Origin of the sequence: Teredinibacter haidensis, from assembly GCF_014211975.1 — a bacterium.
In the GTDB taxonomy this organism is placed as follows: Bacteria; Pseudomonadota; Gammaproteobacteria; order Pseudomonadales; family Cellvibrionaceae; genus Teredinibacter; species Teredinibacter haidensis.
Genome location: NZ_CP060084.1, coordinates 2,322,101 through 2,338,369, shown reverse-complemented (window position 1 = coordinate 2,338,369; position 16,269 = coordinate 2,322,101). Strand labels below are relative to the sequence as shown.

Here is a 16,269-nt window from a genome sequence, read left to right as displayed (position 1 = left end):
GGCTGCGAATTGTTACAAATATACGACAGAGTTGTGACGTGTATTTAGCCTGTAATGGACGAGGGATAAACTGTTTGATCTGCCATTTCCAAACCGGAACGGTTCTTGCCATTAGCCTTGGTACGTAAGCTAAACGACAGAATTCCGACGCATTGGATCTTTATGGCAGAGCCCTTTTTTTCACATCTTAAGTCCTTACCCGGAAGCGTTACGGGCCAGGGTACAGTCGATAATTTGCGAAGTATTGGCCGTGGAAATCTAAGCGTACCCATTTTGCTGTTAATGCTGCTGGGGATGATGACCCTGCCATTGCCGGCTTTTCTACTCGATGTGTTTTTCTCGTTCAATATCGCGCTTTCCATTGTGGTTCTGCTTGTGGCGGTATATAGCCTCAGGCCTCTGGATTTTGCCGTTTTCCCCACCATCGTATTGATCGCCACCCTGTTGCGGTTGGCTTTGAATGTGGCCTCCACCCGCGTGGTATTGCTGGAGGGGCATAAAGGTGGGGATGCTGCAGGTAAAGTGATTCAGTCTTTTGGTGAAGTGGTTATTGGTGGTAACTACGCCGTTGGTTTGGTGGTCTTTATCATCCTGATCATTATCAACTTTGTTGTGGTTACCAAAGGTGCCGGGCGTGTTTCTGAGGTGAGCGCGCGCTTTACTCTCGACGCCATGCCCGGTAAGCAAATGGCTATCGATGCGGACTTGAATGCGGGCGTTATCGATCAGGATGAGGCGCGCACCCGCCGAGCCGATGTGGCTGCGGAAGCGGATTTTTATGGTGCGATGGACGGTGCCAGTAAATTTGTTCGTGGTGATTCCGTCGCAGGTATTTTAATCCTCATTATTAACATCATCGGTGGTCTGATAGTGGGTGTGGCTCAGCATTCTTTGGAGTTTCAGGATGCACTGCAAAAATACGTCCTGCTAACTATTGGTGATGGTCTTGTCGCACAAATTCCTTCACTGCTACTGTCCACTGCCGCCGCCATAATGGTGACACGGGTTAACAGCTCGGAGGATATGAATCGACAGGTGCTGTCGCAAATGTTTGCGTCTCCCAAGGCTATGGCCGTCACCGCCTGTATTCTATTTATTATGGGTGCCATACCCGGAATGCCCCACGTTGCGTTTATTAGTCTCGCGGCGATTTGTGGCGCTATTGCTTATTATATTCACTTCAAACAACAGCAAATCGAGGTGGTGGAAGAGGGCGGGTTTCAGCACGGCGCACCGGGAGCTATGCCGAACCGAGGAGATCTTCCTCCAACAATTTCTGGGCCCGCAGGCCTACCATCACCAGCAGGTTCAGTCTTAACCGAAGAGCCTACTGAGGTTAGCTGGGACGATGTTACACCCGTCGACATTATCGGTCTGGAAGTGGGGTACCGGCTGATCCCCTTGGTTGATAAAACGCAAAACGGCGAGCTGCTTGGGCGTATAAAGGGTGTGCGAAAAAAGCTTTCTCAAGATTTGGGTTTTCTGATTCCCGCAGTTCATATTCGCGATAATCTGGACCTGATGCCCAGTGCCTATCGCATCACTTTAATGGGCGTAAGTGTCGGCGAAGGTGAGGTCTATCCAGATCGCTCCCTGGCAATTAACCCAGGGCAAGTTTTTGGTAAGTTGGAAGGAACCGTTACCCAGGATCCGGCCTTTGGGTTGGAGGCGGTATGGATCGATGAAAGCCAGAAAGATAAGGCGCAAACCTTAGGTTACACCGTGGTAGATGCAAGTACCGTAGCTGCCACTCATCTTAATCAAATCATTCAAAGCCATACCCACGAACTGATCGGCCACGAGGATGTACAGAAGTGGCTGGATCTACTAGCAGATAAATCACCTAAGTTGGTTGAAGAGCTGGTTCCCAATACGATATCCATCAACCAGTTGTTAAAAGTACTGCAAACATTGTTACGTGAACAGGTGCCCGTTCGGGATATGCGAACCATTGCAGAAGCGTTGGCGGCGCACGGCAGTAAAAATCACGATACCGCCTCGCTCACCGCCATTGCTCGTGCATCACTGGCGCGTCAAATCGTCCAAGGTATTGTCGGTGCCGATCTTGAACTCCCCGTGATCACCTTTGATCCAGCCCTGGAACAATTGTTGCTACAGTCGGTACTACAGGCACAAAAAACTGGCGCCGATGAAGGGGCGCTACTGGAACCACAGTTGGCCGAACGTATGAACAATGCCCTGGTAGCCGCAGCGCGAAAACAGGAAAGCGGCGGAAAATCTATTGTGCTGTTAGTTGCGGCTCCCATACGTTCAATGATGGCCCAGTTTGTTCGATTTAATATTCCCGATATGCGTGTGCTGGCCTACAACGAAGTGCCGGATAACAAGCAAATCACCATAGACGTCAGTGTTGGCGGCGAAGTACTAAGCGGTTAAACCCCTAAGGTTTAACCCAGCAGGAGAGACACCATGCAAGCTACAGGCAATAATCTGGTTAAGCGATTTGTTGCGCCCACCATGCGCAGGGCATTGGATCTTGTGCGAGAAGAGATGGGGGCAGAGGCCGTTATACTTTCCAGCCAAAAAGTTGCCGGAGGCGTGGAAGTTGTCACCTCCATGGAGCCGGATTTACCCACACGGGGTATCGATGTGCGACGGGAATTTGGCAGTCACTTCGATGCTGATCTGGATCGGGCGATGGAAAGTGATTCGGCCTGGCATGCTCAAGCCGAAGTAGATCGTGCCGCTGCGCAGTATTCCGGTCGCGTTGAATCGAACGAGCCTAACCAGGCCCCTATCGGTCGTGGCGCAAAAATTGCCCAGGAAATTGAGCGTGCTCGTGAGCGTATGCTGGATGCGAAACGTCGCGCTAAAGAAAGCGAAAGACCTATTAGCGAGCTGCCCACGCCTCAGCGCTATGCCGAGCCTGCAAGCGTACAGCCGCAGCCAGAAATGCGGCCGCGACCTGTAGCCGCAGCGCGTGCAGCAGTCCAGCCAGTAGAAAATAGTGGTTCTGAACAGGATGAACGTTTGGAAACCCTGCAGAGCGAACTGGCGGATATGCGTATGATTCTGGAGCAGCAGCTGTGGAGAATGACACAACGCGAGCAGCCTTTGGAAATACCTTCACAAATTAAATTACCCGCGGGGTTCACTGTTTTACACGAGCATATGAATCGCTTGGGAATACCCGAAAGTCTGGGCCAGCGGTTGATACAAGAGTGCGGGCATCACAGCAAAGTGAGTAAAGCTTGGCGTGACTGTATGGCGCGGTTGGCCAAAGATATTCCTGTTGCTGGCGGCGATATTATCCAGCAGGGTGGAATTTTCGCCTTCGTCGGGCAGACCGGTGTGGGTAAAACCACCACCATCGCCAAGCTAGCCGCACGCTACGTGCTTGAACACGGGCCGGGGAAAGTGGCACTGGTAACAACCGATACCTACCGGGTGGGAGCTTACGATCAGCTGCGTTCGCTGGGTCGGATCCTGAACGTTCCTGTACGCGCTGTGGACGGAGAAAACAGTCTTGTCACCATTCTCTCCTCCTTGCGCCAGTTCCCTTTGATTCTGGTCGATACCGCAGGCTTTCGCCATGGAGACCCTATGCTCAAGGATCAGCTGCGCAAGCTAGATACCTGTGCAGCTATTAAGCGAGTGCTGGTTATGGCGTGCAACAGTCAGGTTCAAACCATGAAGGCCTCTACCCACGCCTATAACTCGCAGCATGGTGTTGATGCCTGCGTTCTTACCAAGCTTGATGAGTCGGCGAGCCTGGGTGAAGCCATCAGTGTTGTACTGGAGCGACAACTTCCTGTCGCCTATACCACCGATGGACAGGAAATCCCCAAAGACATCCGCTGTGCCAGTGGTCATCAATTAGTCGCTGCGGCCGTTGGATTGTTAAAAACGACTACAGAACAACCAATTTCCGCTTTTAATGGAGGTTAATCGGTGCAAGGGCTGCAGCGTGAAAAACGTCATCTATACTTGGTGGAGCCAAGTTCTAAACGAGTAAACAACCGTATGAGTGCTAACCGACCAATTAAAGTAATTGCTGTTACCGGCGGCAAGGGTGGTGTAGGCAAAACCAATATGTCGGTTAACCTCAGCGTTGCGTTGGCCGAGCTAAACCGCCGGGTTGTGTTAATGGATGCCGATCTAGGATTGGCCAATGTTGACGTATTGCTGGGGTTACAGGCTCGCTACACCATTGCCGATGTGCTCGATGGCAGTAAAACGCTAAGAGACGTTTTATTAAACGGTCCCGGCGGTGTAAAAGTTGTACCGGCGTCTTCAGGTGTGCAGCAAATGACGGCGCTGTCACCGCAAGAACATGCGGCATTGATCTACGCGTTTAATGAATTGAGCGAACAGATGGATGTTTTGGTAATTGATACCGCCGCCGGTATTTCCGATACCGTTGTGAGTTTCGTACGTGCTGCGCAAGAGGCCATCATTGTTGTTTGCGACGAGCCATCGTCCATTACCGATGCCTATGCACTTATCAAGATCCTCAATGTTGATCACGGTGTTTTTCGTTTTCGCGTAATTGCCAATATGACCCGCAGCAACCAGGAAGGCATTAACTTATTTAATAAGTTAAATGCTGTTTGTGAGCGATTTTTAGATGCTTCGCTGCAATACCTTGGAAATGTGCCTTTCGACGAAAACGTTCGCAAAGCGGTACAGAAACGCCAACCACTTATTCAGTTTGCCCCACGATCGAAAGCAGCGAATGCCGTGCGGGCAATGGCTCAAAAAATAGACCAGTGGCCGGTGCAAGCCAGCGCACGAGGCCATTTGGAATTCTTTTTGGAGCGCTTACTTACCGCTGATGTCAGTGGGTATTAGGAACGTTTCCCAATGGTAAGCCCCAGTGGTCGCCCACCCCTAACAGAAATTTCACATTATTATTTGCGTATGTTTTATGTCAGTTACCGCGGTAGATAATTTAATGGTATATGAGCAAACGCAGGAAGCGGTACCCCAAATCAAGGTCGAAGATTATTTGCACTTGGTCAGCCGTATTGCGTACCACATCATGGCTCGCATGCCTTCCAGTGTTCAGGTGGATGACCTTATTCAGGCTGGAATGGTGGGGCTGCTGGAGGCGTCACAAAAATACGACGCTACTAAAGGCGCAAGTTTTGAAACCTATGCGGGAATTCGTATTCGCGGGGCCATCGTTGATGAAATGCGCCGGGGCGACTGGGCGCCACGCTCCGTGCACCGAAATACACGACGGGTATCCGAGGCAATAACCAGGCTGGAATCGCGCTTGGGGCGCGATGCCAAAGATGGCGAAATTGCACAAGAATTAGACATGTCGCTTGATGAGTACCACAGCATTCTGCGCGACAGTACCTCCACACGCTTATTCAGTTTGGAAGAAACTTACGAAGACGACGAGTCTCGCCTCAGCCAGCCAGAGCTAAGTGAAGCTCTTCTGGGGCCGGCAGAGGGCGCGCAGCGCGGAGCACTTCAGGCGGCGCTGGCAAAGGCGATACGAGATTTACCTGAGCGAGAGCAGCTTGTGCTATCACTCTATTATGATCAAGAGCTAAATCTTAAAGAGATAGGTCAGGTCTTGGGGGTGTCAGAATCAAGGGTGAGCCAGATACATAGTCAGGCGGCGTTGCGATTGCGTTCCAGGCTTACAGATTGGCACCGGAATGATTAAAGTGTGAGATCAAGGTATTGCCAAAAATATGTCACTTAAACTGGCCGACTTGTAATCTACGACTAAACTTAACCAGAGATTCTAAAAATTACTATGGCATCAAAGCTATTGGAACATACGATAACTAGCAGATTGCCAAGAAACACATTTGGGTAACGGAGGTTGAATTGGACAAAAACATGAAAATCCTGATTGTTGACGACTTTTCGACAATGAGGCGCATCATCAAAAATTTACTTCGCGACCTTGGGTTTACTAACACCCAGGAAGCTGATGACGGTACAACGGCATTGCCAATGCTGCGCAGTGGCGATTTTGATTTTTTAGTTACCGACTGGAATATGCCAGGAATGACCGGTATCGACCTGCTCAAAGAAGTCAGGGCTGATGCGAAGCTGGTGAGCCTACCAGTGCTAATGGTTACGGCAGAAGCCAAACGGGATCAAATTATTGAAGCCGCCCAGGCTGGCGTAAACGGTTACGTTGTTAAACCGTTTACAGCACAGGTATTAAAAGAAAAAATCGATAAGATTTTTGAGCGCGTAGAGGGCTAGCAGCCAGGCGGATCAGTCAATGGATATAAATGAACATTCCCACAATGAGGAATTTTTGTCGCAGTTAGAGGAATGCTCTACTCGCCTTGTGGAGAAGCTCCAAAGCGACAACTACGGTGAAGCTTCCGCGCTTATACACGGGTTAGTTGAAGCCAGAGATAAACATATTTTTACCAGTGTCGGCCAGCTCACCCGGGCGCTGCATAATGCAATCGTTAACTTCAATGTTGATGCCGATTTAGAAGCCGAGCCTCCCGAAATCAATCAATCGGAAATTCGGGATGCCTCCAGTCGACTTAACTACGTTATTAGAATGACGCAGGAAGCGGCTGATAAAACGATGGATAAAGTTGAAGCTGTTGCCCCTATCGCGATGAATCTAGGGCAGGAAGCAACGCGTTTACGCGATGAATGGCACCGTTTAAAGCGTCGGGAAATTTCCAAGGAAGAATTTAAAGAACTGTATAACCAGATGGGCGATTTTCTTGACCAAATGGAAGAAGGTACTGTGCAGCTAAACAAATCCCTGCAGGATATTATTCTGGAGCAGGGCTTCCAGGATCTGACCGGGCAGGTATTAAAAAAGGTGATTAGTCTGGTCACCGATGTAGAAGATGAGCTGGTTAATTTGATGCGTATTGCCGGTCAGGTGGAGCAGGTTACCGGCATGGCGAGCGAAGGGAGTGATAAACAAAGTCTCCCAGAAAAGAACAATAGTGTAGCCGAAGGGCCACAAATTCATGCAGACAGACGCGATGATGTGGTTTCGGGGCAGGACGATGTAGATGACCTGTTATCGAGTTTGGGGTTTTAGGTCCATCATTGGAATCTAAACGTGTGTAATAGACAGTTAACCGGTCGGAAATGACCGCCGGTTTAAAGGAGCATTGAATGGCATTTGGCGAAGATGAAGATATCCTACAGGACTTCCTTGTCGAAGCTGGAGAAATAATCGAGCTGCTATCTGAACAGTTAGTAGACCTTGAGCAGAAGCCTGACGACCGGGATTTGCTCAATGCCATTTTTCGCGGTTTTCACACGGTAAAGGGTGGGGCGGGTTTTCTGCAGTTAAATTCGATGGTGGATTGCTGCCATGTAACTGAAAATTTATTCGATATTTTGCGCAACGGCCAGCGGGAAGTGACCCCAGAGCTGATGGATGTTGTACTCCAGGCTTTGGATGCGGTAAATGCTCAGTTTGCTCAGGTGTCTGCTCGGGAAACTCCCGAGCCCGCAGATCCACTGCTGATTAATGCTCTTGAAAGGCTTGTCTCCGGTGAAGATCTTGCTGTGGTCGAGCCGACTCCAGCGGTAGAGGATCGTGCGGAGCCGGTCGCGAGTGGAAGCGGTGATATCGACATCACCGATGATGAATTTGAAGGTTTTCTCGATGCGATCACCGGCGAGACTAAAGAAACGAAGCCGGCATCCGCGCCGGTAGCATCTTCCGGTTCTGAAGAAATTTCTGAAGATGAATTTGAAGCATTATTGGATCAGCTGCACGGTAGCGGTAAAGGCCCCTCTGGTGACTCTCCTGTGTTGCCGACACCCGTCACGAGGGGAAAATTGGATAGCGATGAAATATCGCCGGATGAGTTTGAAAGCCTACTAGACCAGCTGCACGGTTCGGGGAAAGCGCCGGGGAAACAGCCCAGCCCAACAACGCCTGAGTTGATCAACGATGACGAGTTCGAAGATCTTCTCGACCAATTACACGGTAAGGGCAAAGGGCCTACGGTTCCTGAGTCTTCTGCAGCCGCTCCAACGCAAAAAACGCAGGAGTCAGCCCATACGCCGAAGCCTGCCGAGAAGGCAAAACCTGCCGTTAAGGCAGTACCTGCAGCTGCGAAAGCACCCGTCCGAGCAGCGGCACCAAAAACCCGTGAAGCTTCAGGGCAGGCTGCCCCCAGTGCTGAAACGACCGTAAGGGTCGATACTCAGCGGCTCGACGATATTATGAATATGGTCGGCGAACTGGTCTTGGTACGTAATCGCTTGGTACGTCTGGGGCTGGAATCTGCTGATGAGTCCATGCAGAAAGCCGTGGCCAACCTGGATGTTGTAACAGCCGATCTACAGACCTCGGTTATGAAAACACGCATGCAGCCGATCAAAAAGGTGTTTGGCCGTTTTCCACGAGTGGTGCGAGATCTTGCGCGTAATCTGAAAAAAGAAATTGGTCTTGATCTGGAAGGAGAAGAGACCGATCTGGATAAAAACTTGGTGGAAGCACTAGCTGATCCGCTGGTTCACCTAGTGAGAAACTCTGTTGACCATGGAATTGAATTGCCCGCAGTACGTGAAGCAAAAGGCAAATCGCGAGTCGGAAAAGTTATTTTGGCAGCAGAGCAGGAGGGCGATCATATTATGCTCTCTATTTCTGATGATGGCGGTGGAATGGATCCCGATATGCTGCGTGAAAAAGCCGTTGAGAAAGGATTATACGATGCGGATGCCGCTGCTCGACTTAGCGATAGCGAAGCGTTTAATCTGATATTTGCACCGGGATTTTCTACCAAAAAAGAAATTTCCGATGTCTCGGGTCGTGGTGTGGGTATGGATGTGGTGAAAACCAAAATCACCCAGCTAAACGGCTCTATAGAAATTGATTCGAAAATTGATCGGGGCACCTGCATTCGTATCAAGGTGCCTTTAACTCTTGCGATTATGCCAACCTTAATGATTATGCTTGGCCGACAAACATTTGCTTTACCGCTAGTAAGTGTGAATGAAATTTTTCATATGGATCTCACCAAGAGCCATATCGTCGATGGACAGGAATGTATCACCATTCGCGATAAGGCCATTCCCATTTTCCATTTAAAACGCTGGTTAGTGAAAAATAATACGTCAGTTGGATTGCCAGAAGAAGGACATGTTGTCATCGTCTCTGTGGGTACAAAGCGGGTAGGCTTTGTTGTAGATGCGCTGATTGGTCAAGAAGAAGTGGTTATTAAACCATTGGGGAAAATGTTGCACGGAACCCCCGGAATGGCCGGTGCAACCATTACTGGTGATGGAACAATAGCGCTTATTCTCGATGTACCGAGCATGCTTAAACGCTATGCGGGCAATGCCTGAGTCAATCGAAATGCAGAGGAGGACTCGTGCCATATAAGGTTTTAGTTGTCGATGATTCCAGCTTCTTTCAGCACCGCTTGAAAGAAATTATTAATGAATGCCCCGAACTTAAGGTTGTTGGTATAGCGGCTAATGGGCAGGAAGCGATTGAAAAAGCCGCCAGTCTGCAGCCCGATATCATCTCCATGGATTACGAAATGCCGTTACTCGATGGTGTTTCTGCTGTGCGCGCTATTATGGCCGAGCGTCCGGTACCCATTGTTATGTTCTCCTCTATGACCTATGAAGGCGCAAATATTACTCTGGAAGCGCTGGATGCTGGTGCCGTTGACTTTATTCCGAAAAATTTTGCGGAAGTGTCAAAAAATTCGGATTTACTCAAGCGCAGGTTACACGAAAAACTTATCACGTTTGCGAGTCAGGCAAACATTGCACCAGTCCGCTCTACCGATGAGCTAGCCGCCGAAGCAAACGTTCGCTCCCAGCGGGCAAGAGAAAAAACGGCTGCGTTAAGGGAGCGAATAGCCAGCAGAACTGCACCAACAGAAAAATCAGCAGCGCAACCGCACCGCCCTCGCTCAGAAAAACGAAACCTTAAAGGCAAAGTAAAGTTAGTTGTTATTGGGGCTTCAACCGGAGGGCCGGTCGCTCTCTCCGATATTATTACTCAATTACCAGCAAATTTTCCCGCCGCCCTTTTGGTGGTACAGCATATGCCAGAGAATTTTACTAAAGCGTTTGCCGAACGTTTGAACAGATTATCGGCAGTGACAGTGAAAGAAGCACAAAGTGGCGATAAGTTAGCCCCCGGCAGTGTTTTGATCGCTCCTGGTGGAATGCAAATGATGCTAGATCGCACAGGGAGCGCTATAAAAATTATTGCGGGTGATGATCGAGTTAATTACAAGCCCTGTGTCGATATTACCTTTGCTTCGATTGCTAATTTTTATCATGAGAAGGTGCTGGCAATCGTATTGACTGGTATGGGCTCCGATGGTTGTGATGGTGCGCGAATATTAAAAGACAAGGGGGCTGTCCTTTGGTCGCAGGATCAGGCGTCCTCTATTGTTTACGGTATGCCTGCGGCGGTTGCTAAAGCCAATTTGTCAGACGAGGTTCTGTCTTTGGGAGAATTCTCTTCTCGCTTAATCAGTGATTTGTAGCGGGAGGCTCGATGGATTTTCTTAGTGTCCTCGGCGTTATTATCGGGTTTGCTGCACTTCTCGGCGGAAACTTCCTGGAAGGCGGCTCATGGAACTCTCTTGCAAATGGTCCTGCAGCGATTATTGTCGTGGGCGGCACATTCGGAGCCGCTATACTGCAAACCCCGTTCAATGGTTTACGCAGGGCAATGTCTCTGTTTAAATGGATCTTCAAACCTCCTCGCCAAAAATTTCAGCTGGGCATAAAGCGTGTAGTTGGCTGGGCCAGATCTGCCCGTAAAGAGGGCCTCTTGGGCCTGGAAAATATTGCCGAGCGCGAAAGCGATGCCTTCTCCAAAAAGGGTTTACGTTTATTGGTCGATGGCAGCGAGCCAGATGTCATTCGCCATGTTTTGGAAACTGATCTGATTGTGGCTGAGCAGCGTGATCACGATGCCGTTCAGTTTTATGAAAGTATGGGCGGCTATGCACCGACTATAGGTATTATTGGTGCTGTCATGGGTTTGATTCACGTGATGCAGCATTTGGCTGACCCTGCAGAATTAGGGCCAGGTATCGCCGTTGCCTTTGTGGCAACGATTTACGGCGTTGCTTTTGCCAACTTATTATTATTACCGATCGCCAACAAATTAAAATCCTGCATTAAAGAACAGTCTCAGTTTCGTGAGCTGCTGATAGAAGGCATTATTGCTATTGCCGACGGCGAAAACCCAAAAGCGATCGAAATGAAACTAAGTGGATACCTCCACTAGCGTGGTCGCTTCGGAACGTGCCATGAGACGACGCAACCCTATAGAAACCAAAATTAACCACGAACGCTGGTTGGTCTCCTATTCCGATTTTGTTACGCTGCTGTTCGCATTTTTTGTGGTGATGTACTCCGTATCACAGGTCAACGAGAATAAATACCGTATATTGTCCAGCACGCTTCAGTCTGCTTTTTCTTCGCAGGCGGGTCAGCCGGTAGATGCCCAGCAGCAAACCGAGCTGGTGTCACTGGATAGCCTGGAAGCGGAACTGGAAACCTTGTTAGAAAAGATGATTATTGACGGCTCGGTGTCTGTTTGGGGAAATGAAGACTGGGTCGAGCTGGAGATTAACGCCAACTTGCTGTTCAATTCGGGCAGTGCAGACCCAAGCGCTGAAGCTAAGCAGATATTTGCCGATGTCGCTGACGTACTTGCCCCATTTCAAAATGCCGTAGCGGTTAGCGGCCACACGGATAACATTCCCATACGAACCGAGCGCTACCAAAGTAATTGGCAGTTGTCTTCCGCGCGAGCCGTTGCGATAGTCAATTTATTGGCATACACCGGTGTTGACCCGACGCGCTTATCGGCTACTGGCTATGGTGAATATCAACCGGTTGATGACAACTCAACTGCACAGGGGCGTGCGAAAAATAGACGGGTGGTATTGCGCGTTGCGCGCAGCAAGGCAGAAACACCTCGGGAAGGCGCGGCGCGTGTGATGGCTGAATCCGGCGAAGCGATATTGCCGGATATGGAAGAGCAGGTGCAGCCGTTAGCTCCTGATGCAATGGAAGAACCGCAAGGAGGGCTTCAGGAAAACGTTATCGAGCCGATAAAACTCCCTAACGGAGGCTTGTTATTCACCAGTGACCCAAAAGGAAGAGGGTAAGGCACGGTAATTGCCTTGTATGGGCTATTGTGGGAAAAAGCTTTTTATCTTCTGGATTTTTGACATTTTTTATCGGGTAACTTCGTGCAGGTTTGGACAGTCGCAAATCAAAAAGGTGGCGTGGGTAAAACGACCACCAGTATTGCTCTTGGTGGTTTGGCTGCCGAGCAGGGTAAGCGTGTTTTGCTGGTCGACCTCGATCCGCACGGTTCTCTTACCAGCTACTTTCGACAAAATCCGGACACCCTCACTGAATCAACTTTCACCTTGTTTGAGCAGCGTGCGCATATTACGCATAACCTGGTCGAAAAAATTACGCTGACTACACCGTTTTCGGGTTTGCACGTGTTACCAGCGTCAACCCCACTGGCAACACTGGAAAGAAAAGCAATTGGTGATGGCATGGGCTTGGTGTTGTCCAAAAGTTTATCGACTATTTTCGACGAGTATGAGCTGGCGATTATAGATTGCCCGCCACAGTTGGGGGTGTTAATGGTGAACGCGATCGCCGCCTGCAGTCGATTAATTATTCCCGTGCAAACCGAATTCCTGGCAATCAAAGGTTTGGAGCGAATTTTACATACCCTGAATATGATGAAACGTTCGCGCAAGAGCGAATTGTATTACCACATTGTGCCGACCATGTATGATCGAAGAACACAGGCCAGTGTGACCAGCCTGCGTACAATTCGTAATAACTTCGGCGAAGAGGTGTGGGCGGGGAAAATACCCATTGATACCCGTTTGCGCGATGCCAGTAAAGCGGGTATGCCACCGCATCTTTTTGATGCTTCATCCCGCAGTGTGTTGGCTTACCGTTCCTTGTTTCAGTTTTTGGAGAGCGGCGGAAAAGTTTGTAAAAAAACGGCGACCAGTGGTGGTGAGTTATGAGTGACGGCAGTAATCAGGATTCTCTGCTGGATTATTTTACCGAACTGTTGCGGGATGACGACATTGCGGTTGAAGATAACCCAAAAGTTAACGCTAAGCCCTCTTCTGTTCAACTGTCAGAGAAACCACTTCAGCCTCCTGAGGTCAGTTCTCTTCGGGTTCAGCCCAAGCCGGTTAATAAGCGACCTGTAGCAGAGCAACCCGTTGCTAAGTTGGCAGAGCTGGAGGCATTGAAGCGCAAGCAACTCCAGGCCTTGCTAACCAAGCGTATGCCAGATTTATCTATACCTGTGCCAGAAAAAACTCCGCAGTTGCAGACAGAGGTCAAGGTAAAGGTGCTCTCTCCAGAGCAGAAAATTGAACAGGAAATGCGGATAAAACTAGGGTCTCCTGAGCTTACCGAGCCAGCGCTAGAACAGCCCGCAGGCGAATTGAGAGAAAGCGTTAATGCCGTGTTGGAGTGGGCGGAAAATGGCAGGCCGCAGTGGGCGCAGCAACGTTTTGATGTGCTTCTATTTGAGGTTTCGGGTCTAACACTGGCGGTGCCGCTGATTGCACTGGGGCAGATACAAAATATTGGTGATGAACTCACGCCCGTTTTTGGTCAGTCCGATTGGTTTATGGGCTTACTGAATACGCCAAACGGGCAAATACGGACTTTGAACACAGCGCTTTTCGTGATGCCGGAAAAATATTCAGACTCTTTTCTCGGGGCGGCAAAATACGTTATCTCAATTGATGGGTTGCCCTGGGGGCTGGCGGTAGATTCGGTGAACCAACCCATCTCTCTGGACCCGGATGAGGTCAAGTGGAGGACACAGCGTACCAGCCGACCATGGTTGGCAGGTACGGTAAAGTCCGCCATGTGTGCTCTTATCGATATCCCCCAAATGGGAGCTATGCTTCAGGCATCAGAACAAAAGACTTAAACGCGCTTGAGCTAGGTTAAAAAAAACGGCTATTTGCTGGCATAGAAGCTGCTGTTAACTATATTAAAAGGTATATCTGACGCCGCAAGGCTGAATATTGACGCCTGCTGTATTGCAATAGGCATGAGGAACAGAATCAATGGCAACAAATTCCAGCATGAATAAATCCAGTGAGGATCCTGTACTCCAGTGGGTTACCTTTAAATTGGCCGGTGAAACCTACGGGGTTAACGTAATGCAAGTGCAGGAAGTCTTGCGTTACACCGAAATTGCCGCCGTCCCCGGAGCGCCCAGTTATGTTATAGGCATAATCAACCTGCGGGGTAACGTCGTTACGGTAATCGATACGCGTGAGCGTTTCGCGCTGCCGCCGGGTGAAGTTACTGATAATACCCGTATTGTAATTATCGAGGCGGATAGCCACGTGGTGGGCATATTGGTTGATAGCGTTGCGGAGGTGGTGTATTTGCGCCAATCTGAAATCGAAACAGCCCCCAACGTTGGCAACGAAGAAAGCGCTAAATTTATCCAGGGCGTTTGTCACAAGAACAAGGAGCTACTGATTCTGATCGAGTTGGACAAGTTATTGACGGACGACGAGTGGGCTGAGATAGAAGCATGAGTTTTTTGGCACAACACTTCAGTGGAGATTCAGCGGTTTTGGCCTGGTTGGTCATTGGCGCTCTTCTCGTTGCCATTTTGGCAATGCTGATGGTGGTTGTGTCCTACGTTGGCAGCCGCAGGGAACTGCAGCAGTTAGCGACCAAGCTGCAAATAATGGAAAAGCAGGCGGGTTTAATGAGCTCCGGGTCTTTGGGGCTTGGCCAGCGTCTAATTTCCCTCGAAAAAAAGCTGCATAGCCTTCAGGAACAGCAGCACGATATTCGACAAAGTGATCTGGAGTTTTCCTACACTCAGGCTCAGAAATTGATAGAGCAGGGGATTGATGCTCAAACCGTCGCCGCAAACAGTGGCCTGTCAGCGTCTGAGATTGGCCTAATGCAAATGTTGCACAAACAAGCGCGCGAACATGTGGCATAAGCGGTTATTCTTTTTCTATGTTATTTTTTCAGTCGCCTTTCTGGCGTCCTGTTCTGTTTCCACGACAACGTCCTTTAATGATGCGGAAGGTCGAATACCTGATGATTTTTTTTATGAAATTCGCCGTGGTAAAACCACCGAGCACTGGATTGAATCACAGTTGGGCAAACCGCTAATCGTACAGCAGGGGCCTGGTAGCAAGCAGATCTCTACCTATCGCTTAACCCGCGCACATAAAAAGCACGCAGATCTACTGGTGTTGTTACGCTATAACGGCGAAAAACGCGAGGTGGAATATTTCCACGTATTTTATGAAGAGGCTGTTGTCAGGCGTCACTGGAGAGATGCGTTTTCGGAAGTACAGGTCGACCGTTATTTTGGCAAACCCAAAAAAAACAAGGCGGAGATAAAGGCGGTGGACACGCCACCATCGACTACGCCGATTCCGGAAGGTGTTCCAGAAAATTATTCCGATCAAAGTCTAATGCCACAGCCCATTATTGAGCAGAAGGGCATTAGCCTGTAAAACAGGGCTGCCCAACCTATTTTGGCTGGGCATTAAACTGTTGGCCGTTTACCCCTTCGCTGTCTTTCCCCATCAAAAATAAATAACGATTCATCAATGTTTCTGCCGTAGCGAGTGTTGATGGATCCTCAGCAGGGTATGCAGTGGCGCGCATTTTTGTGCGGGTGGCGCCGGGATTAATGGAATTGATTCGAATCGACTTTTTACCATCGAATTCGTCCGCTAGCGTTTCCATCAGGTTTTCAGTTGCCGCTTTGGAGGCTGCATAGGCGCCCCAAAAAGCACGGCCCTGGATGCCTACGCCAGAACCGGTAAATACAACGCTGGCGCTTCCGGAGTTTTGCAGCAGTGGCAACAGCGTTTTGGTTAAAACGAATGGCGCAGTGACGTTAACCTGAAAGATTTTTTGCCATTCTGCCAGTGAGTAGTTGGCTATCGGGGTTCGCGGGCCGAGTTCACTGGCGTTGTGTAGCAATCCATCGACACGACCAAATTCATTTTCCAGTACATTGCACACTTCAATAAAATCCTGCTCGGCAGCACCTTCAAAGTTCATGGGGATGATGGCGGGTTTAGGCCAGTTGTTGTCCTCGATTTCATCGTAAACGGTTTCAAGCTTTGTCAGCGTTCTGCCCAACAATATGACAGTGGCGCCTGCCTCGGCAAAAGCAAAAGCGGCCGCTTTACCAATACCGTCACCGGCGCCGGTAACTAGAATAATTTTATTCTGTAATAAATTTTCCGGTGGCTGGTAGTGAGCGAGAGTTTTGGAGTCGATCATAATTGTGGTCCTGATCTGAAT

General features: G+C 49.5%; 16 protein-coding genes. 15 read left to right on the top strand and 1 reads right to left on the bottom strand.

The features are described from left to right. Positions 1 to 162 precede the first annotated feature (162 nt). The 15 genes from flhA (at position 163) to H5715_RS08955 (ending at position 15,467) form a co-directional block, all read left to right on the top strand. The gene (flhA, locus tag H5715_RS09025; protein WP_075185514.1) at positions 163 to 2,397 is read left to right on the top strand and encodes a flagellar biosynthesis protein FlhA; all 2,235 of its coding nucleotides are present in this window, start codon (positions 163 to 165) and stop codon (positions 2,395 to 2,397) included. 33 nt (positions 2,398 to 2,430) lie between these two features. Next, a complete protein-coding gene (flhF, locus tag H5715_RS09020; protein ID WP_075185513.1) occupies positions 2,431 to 3,909 on the top strand; it encodes a flagellar biosynthesis GTPase FlhF in 1,479 nt (492 codons plus the stop codon). Positions 3,910 to 3,984: 75 nt separating this feature from the next. After that, the gene (locus tag H5715_RS09015) at positions 3,985 to 4,812 is read left to right on the top strand and encodes a MinD/ParA family protein (protein ID WP_075185732.1); all 828 of its coding nucleotides are present in this window, start codon (positions 3,985 to 3,987) and stop codon (positions 4,810 to 4,812) included. A gap of 103 nt (positions 4,813 to 4,915) precedes the next feature. Continuing rightward, a complete protein-coding gene (locus H5715_RS09010) occupies positions 4,916 to 5,641 on the top strand; it encodes an RNA polymerase sigma factor FliA (RefSeq protein ID WP_083608025.1) in 726 nt (241 codons plus the stop codon). A 167-nt stretch (positions 5,642 to 5,808) separates the two neighbouring features. Then, on the top strand, positions 5,809 to 6,195 hold the full coding sequence (cheY, locus tag H5715_RS09005) for a chemotaxis response regulator CheY (protein WP_075185511.1): 387 nt from the start codon (positions 5,809 to 5,811) through the stop codon (positions 6,193 to 6,195). A 19-nt stretch (positions 6,196 to 6,214) separates the two neighbouring features. Beyond that, on the top strand, positions 6,215 to 7,009 hold the full coding sequence (locus H5715_RS09000) for a protein phosphatase CheZ (RefSeq protein WP_075185510.1): 795 nt from the start codon (positions 6,215 to 6,217) through the stop codon (positions 7,007 to 7,009). Between the two features lie 77 nt (positions 7,010 to 7,086). Continuing rightward, positions 7,087 to 9,276, top strand: coding sequence for a chemotaxis protein CheA (locus tag H5715_RS08995; RefSeq protein WP_075185509.1), 2,190 nt, complete (start codon positions 7,087 to 7,089; stop codon positions 9,274 to 9,276). Positions 9,277 to 9,302: 26 nt separating this feature from the next. Further along, a complete protein-coding gene (locus H5715_RS08990; protein ID WP_075185508.1) occupies positions 9,303 to 10,439 on the top strand; it encodes a protein-glutamate methylesterase/protein-glutamine glutaminase in 1,137 nt (378 codons plus the stop codon). Positions 10,440 to 10,450: 11 nt separating this feature from the next. Continuing rightward, positions 10,451 to 11,191: a flagellar motor protein gene (locus H5715_RS08985; RefSeq protein WP_075185507.1), complete on the top strand. Its 741-nt coding sequence runs from the start codon at positions 10,451 to 10,453 to the stop codon at positions 11,189 to 11,191. A gap of 22 nt (positions 11,192 to 11,213) precedes the next feature. Continuing rightward, positions 11,214 to 12,080 carry a flagellar motor protein MotB gene (locus H5715_RS08980; protein ID WP_075185731.1) on the top strand — a complete coding sequence of 289 codons (867 nt, stop codon included), beginning with the start codon at positions 11,214 to 11,216 and terminating at the stop codon, positions 12,078 to 12,080. A gap of 84 nt (positions 12,081 to 12,164) precedes the next feature. Further along, complete coding sequence (locus H5715_RS08975) at positions 12,165 to 12,971, top strand: ParA family protein (protein ID WP_075185506.1); 807 nt, start codon at positions 12,165 to 12,167, stop codon at positions 12,969 to 12,971. Then, a complete protein-coding gene (locus H5715_RS08970; protein WP_075185505.1) occupies positions 12,968 to 13,900 on the top strand; it encodes a chemotaxis protein CheW in 933 nt (310 codons plus the stop codon). The genes H5715_RS08975 and H5715_RS08970 overlap by 4 nt, the downstream gene beginning before the upstream one ends. A 139-nt stretch (positions 13,901 to 14,039) precedes the next feature. Further along, positions 14,040 to 14,522, top strand: coding sequence for a chemotaxis protein CheW (locus H5715_RS08965; RefSeq protein ID WP_075185504.1), 483 nt, complete (start codon positions 14,040 to 14,042; stop codon positions 14,520 to 14,522). After that, positions 14,519 to 14,941 (top strand): DUF2802 domain-containing protein, encoded by a 423-nt coding sequence (locus H5715_RS08960; protein WP_075185503.1) that lies wholly within the window; start codon positions 14,519 to 14,521, stop codon positions 14,939 to 14,941. The genes H5715_RS08965 and H5715_RS08960 overlap by 4 nt, the downstream gene beginning before the upstream one ends. Next, positions 14,931 to 15,467 (top strand): hypothetical protein, encoded by a 537-nt coding sequence (locus tag H5715_RS08955; protein ID WP_075185502.1) that lies wholly within the window; start codon positions 14,931 to 14,933, stop codon positions 15,465 to 15,467. Before H5715_RS08960 ends, H5715_RS08955 begins: the two co-directional genes overlap by 11 nt. Positions 15,468 to 15,483: 16 nt before the next feature. Here H5715_RS08955 and H5715_RS08950 read toward each other — a convergent pair whose 3' ends face one another. Beyond that, on the bottom strand, positions 15,484 to 16,248 hold the full coding sequence (locus H5715_RS08950) for a YciK family oxidoreductase (protein WP_075185501.1): 765 nt from the start codon (positions 16,246 to 16,248) through the stop codon (positions 15,484 to 15,486). Between the last annotated feature and the right edge of the window lie 21 nt (positions 16,249 to 16,269).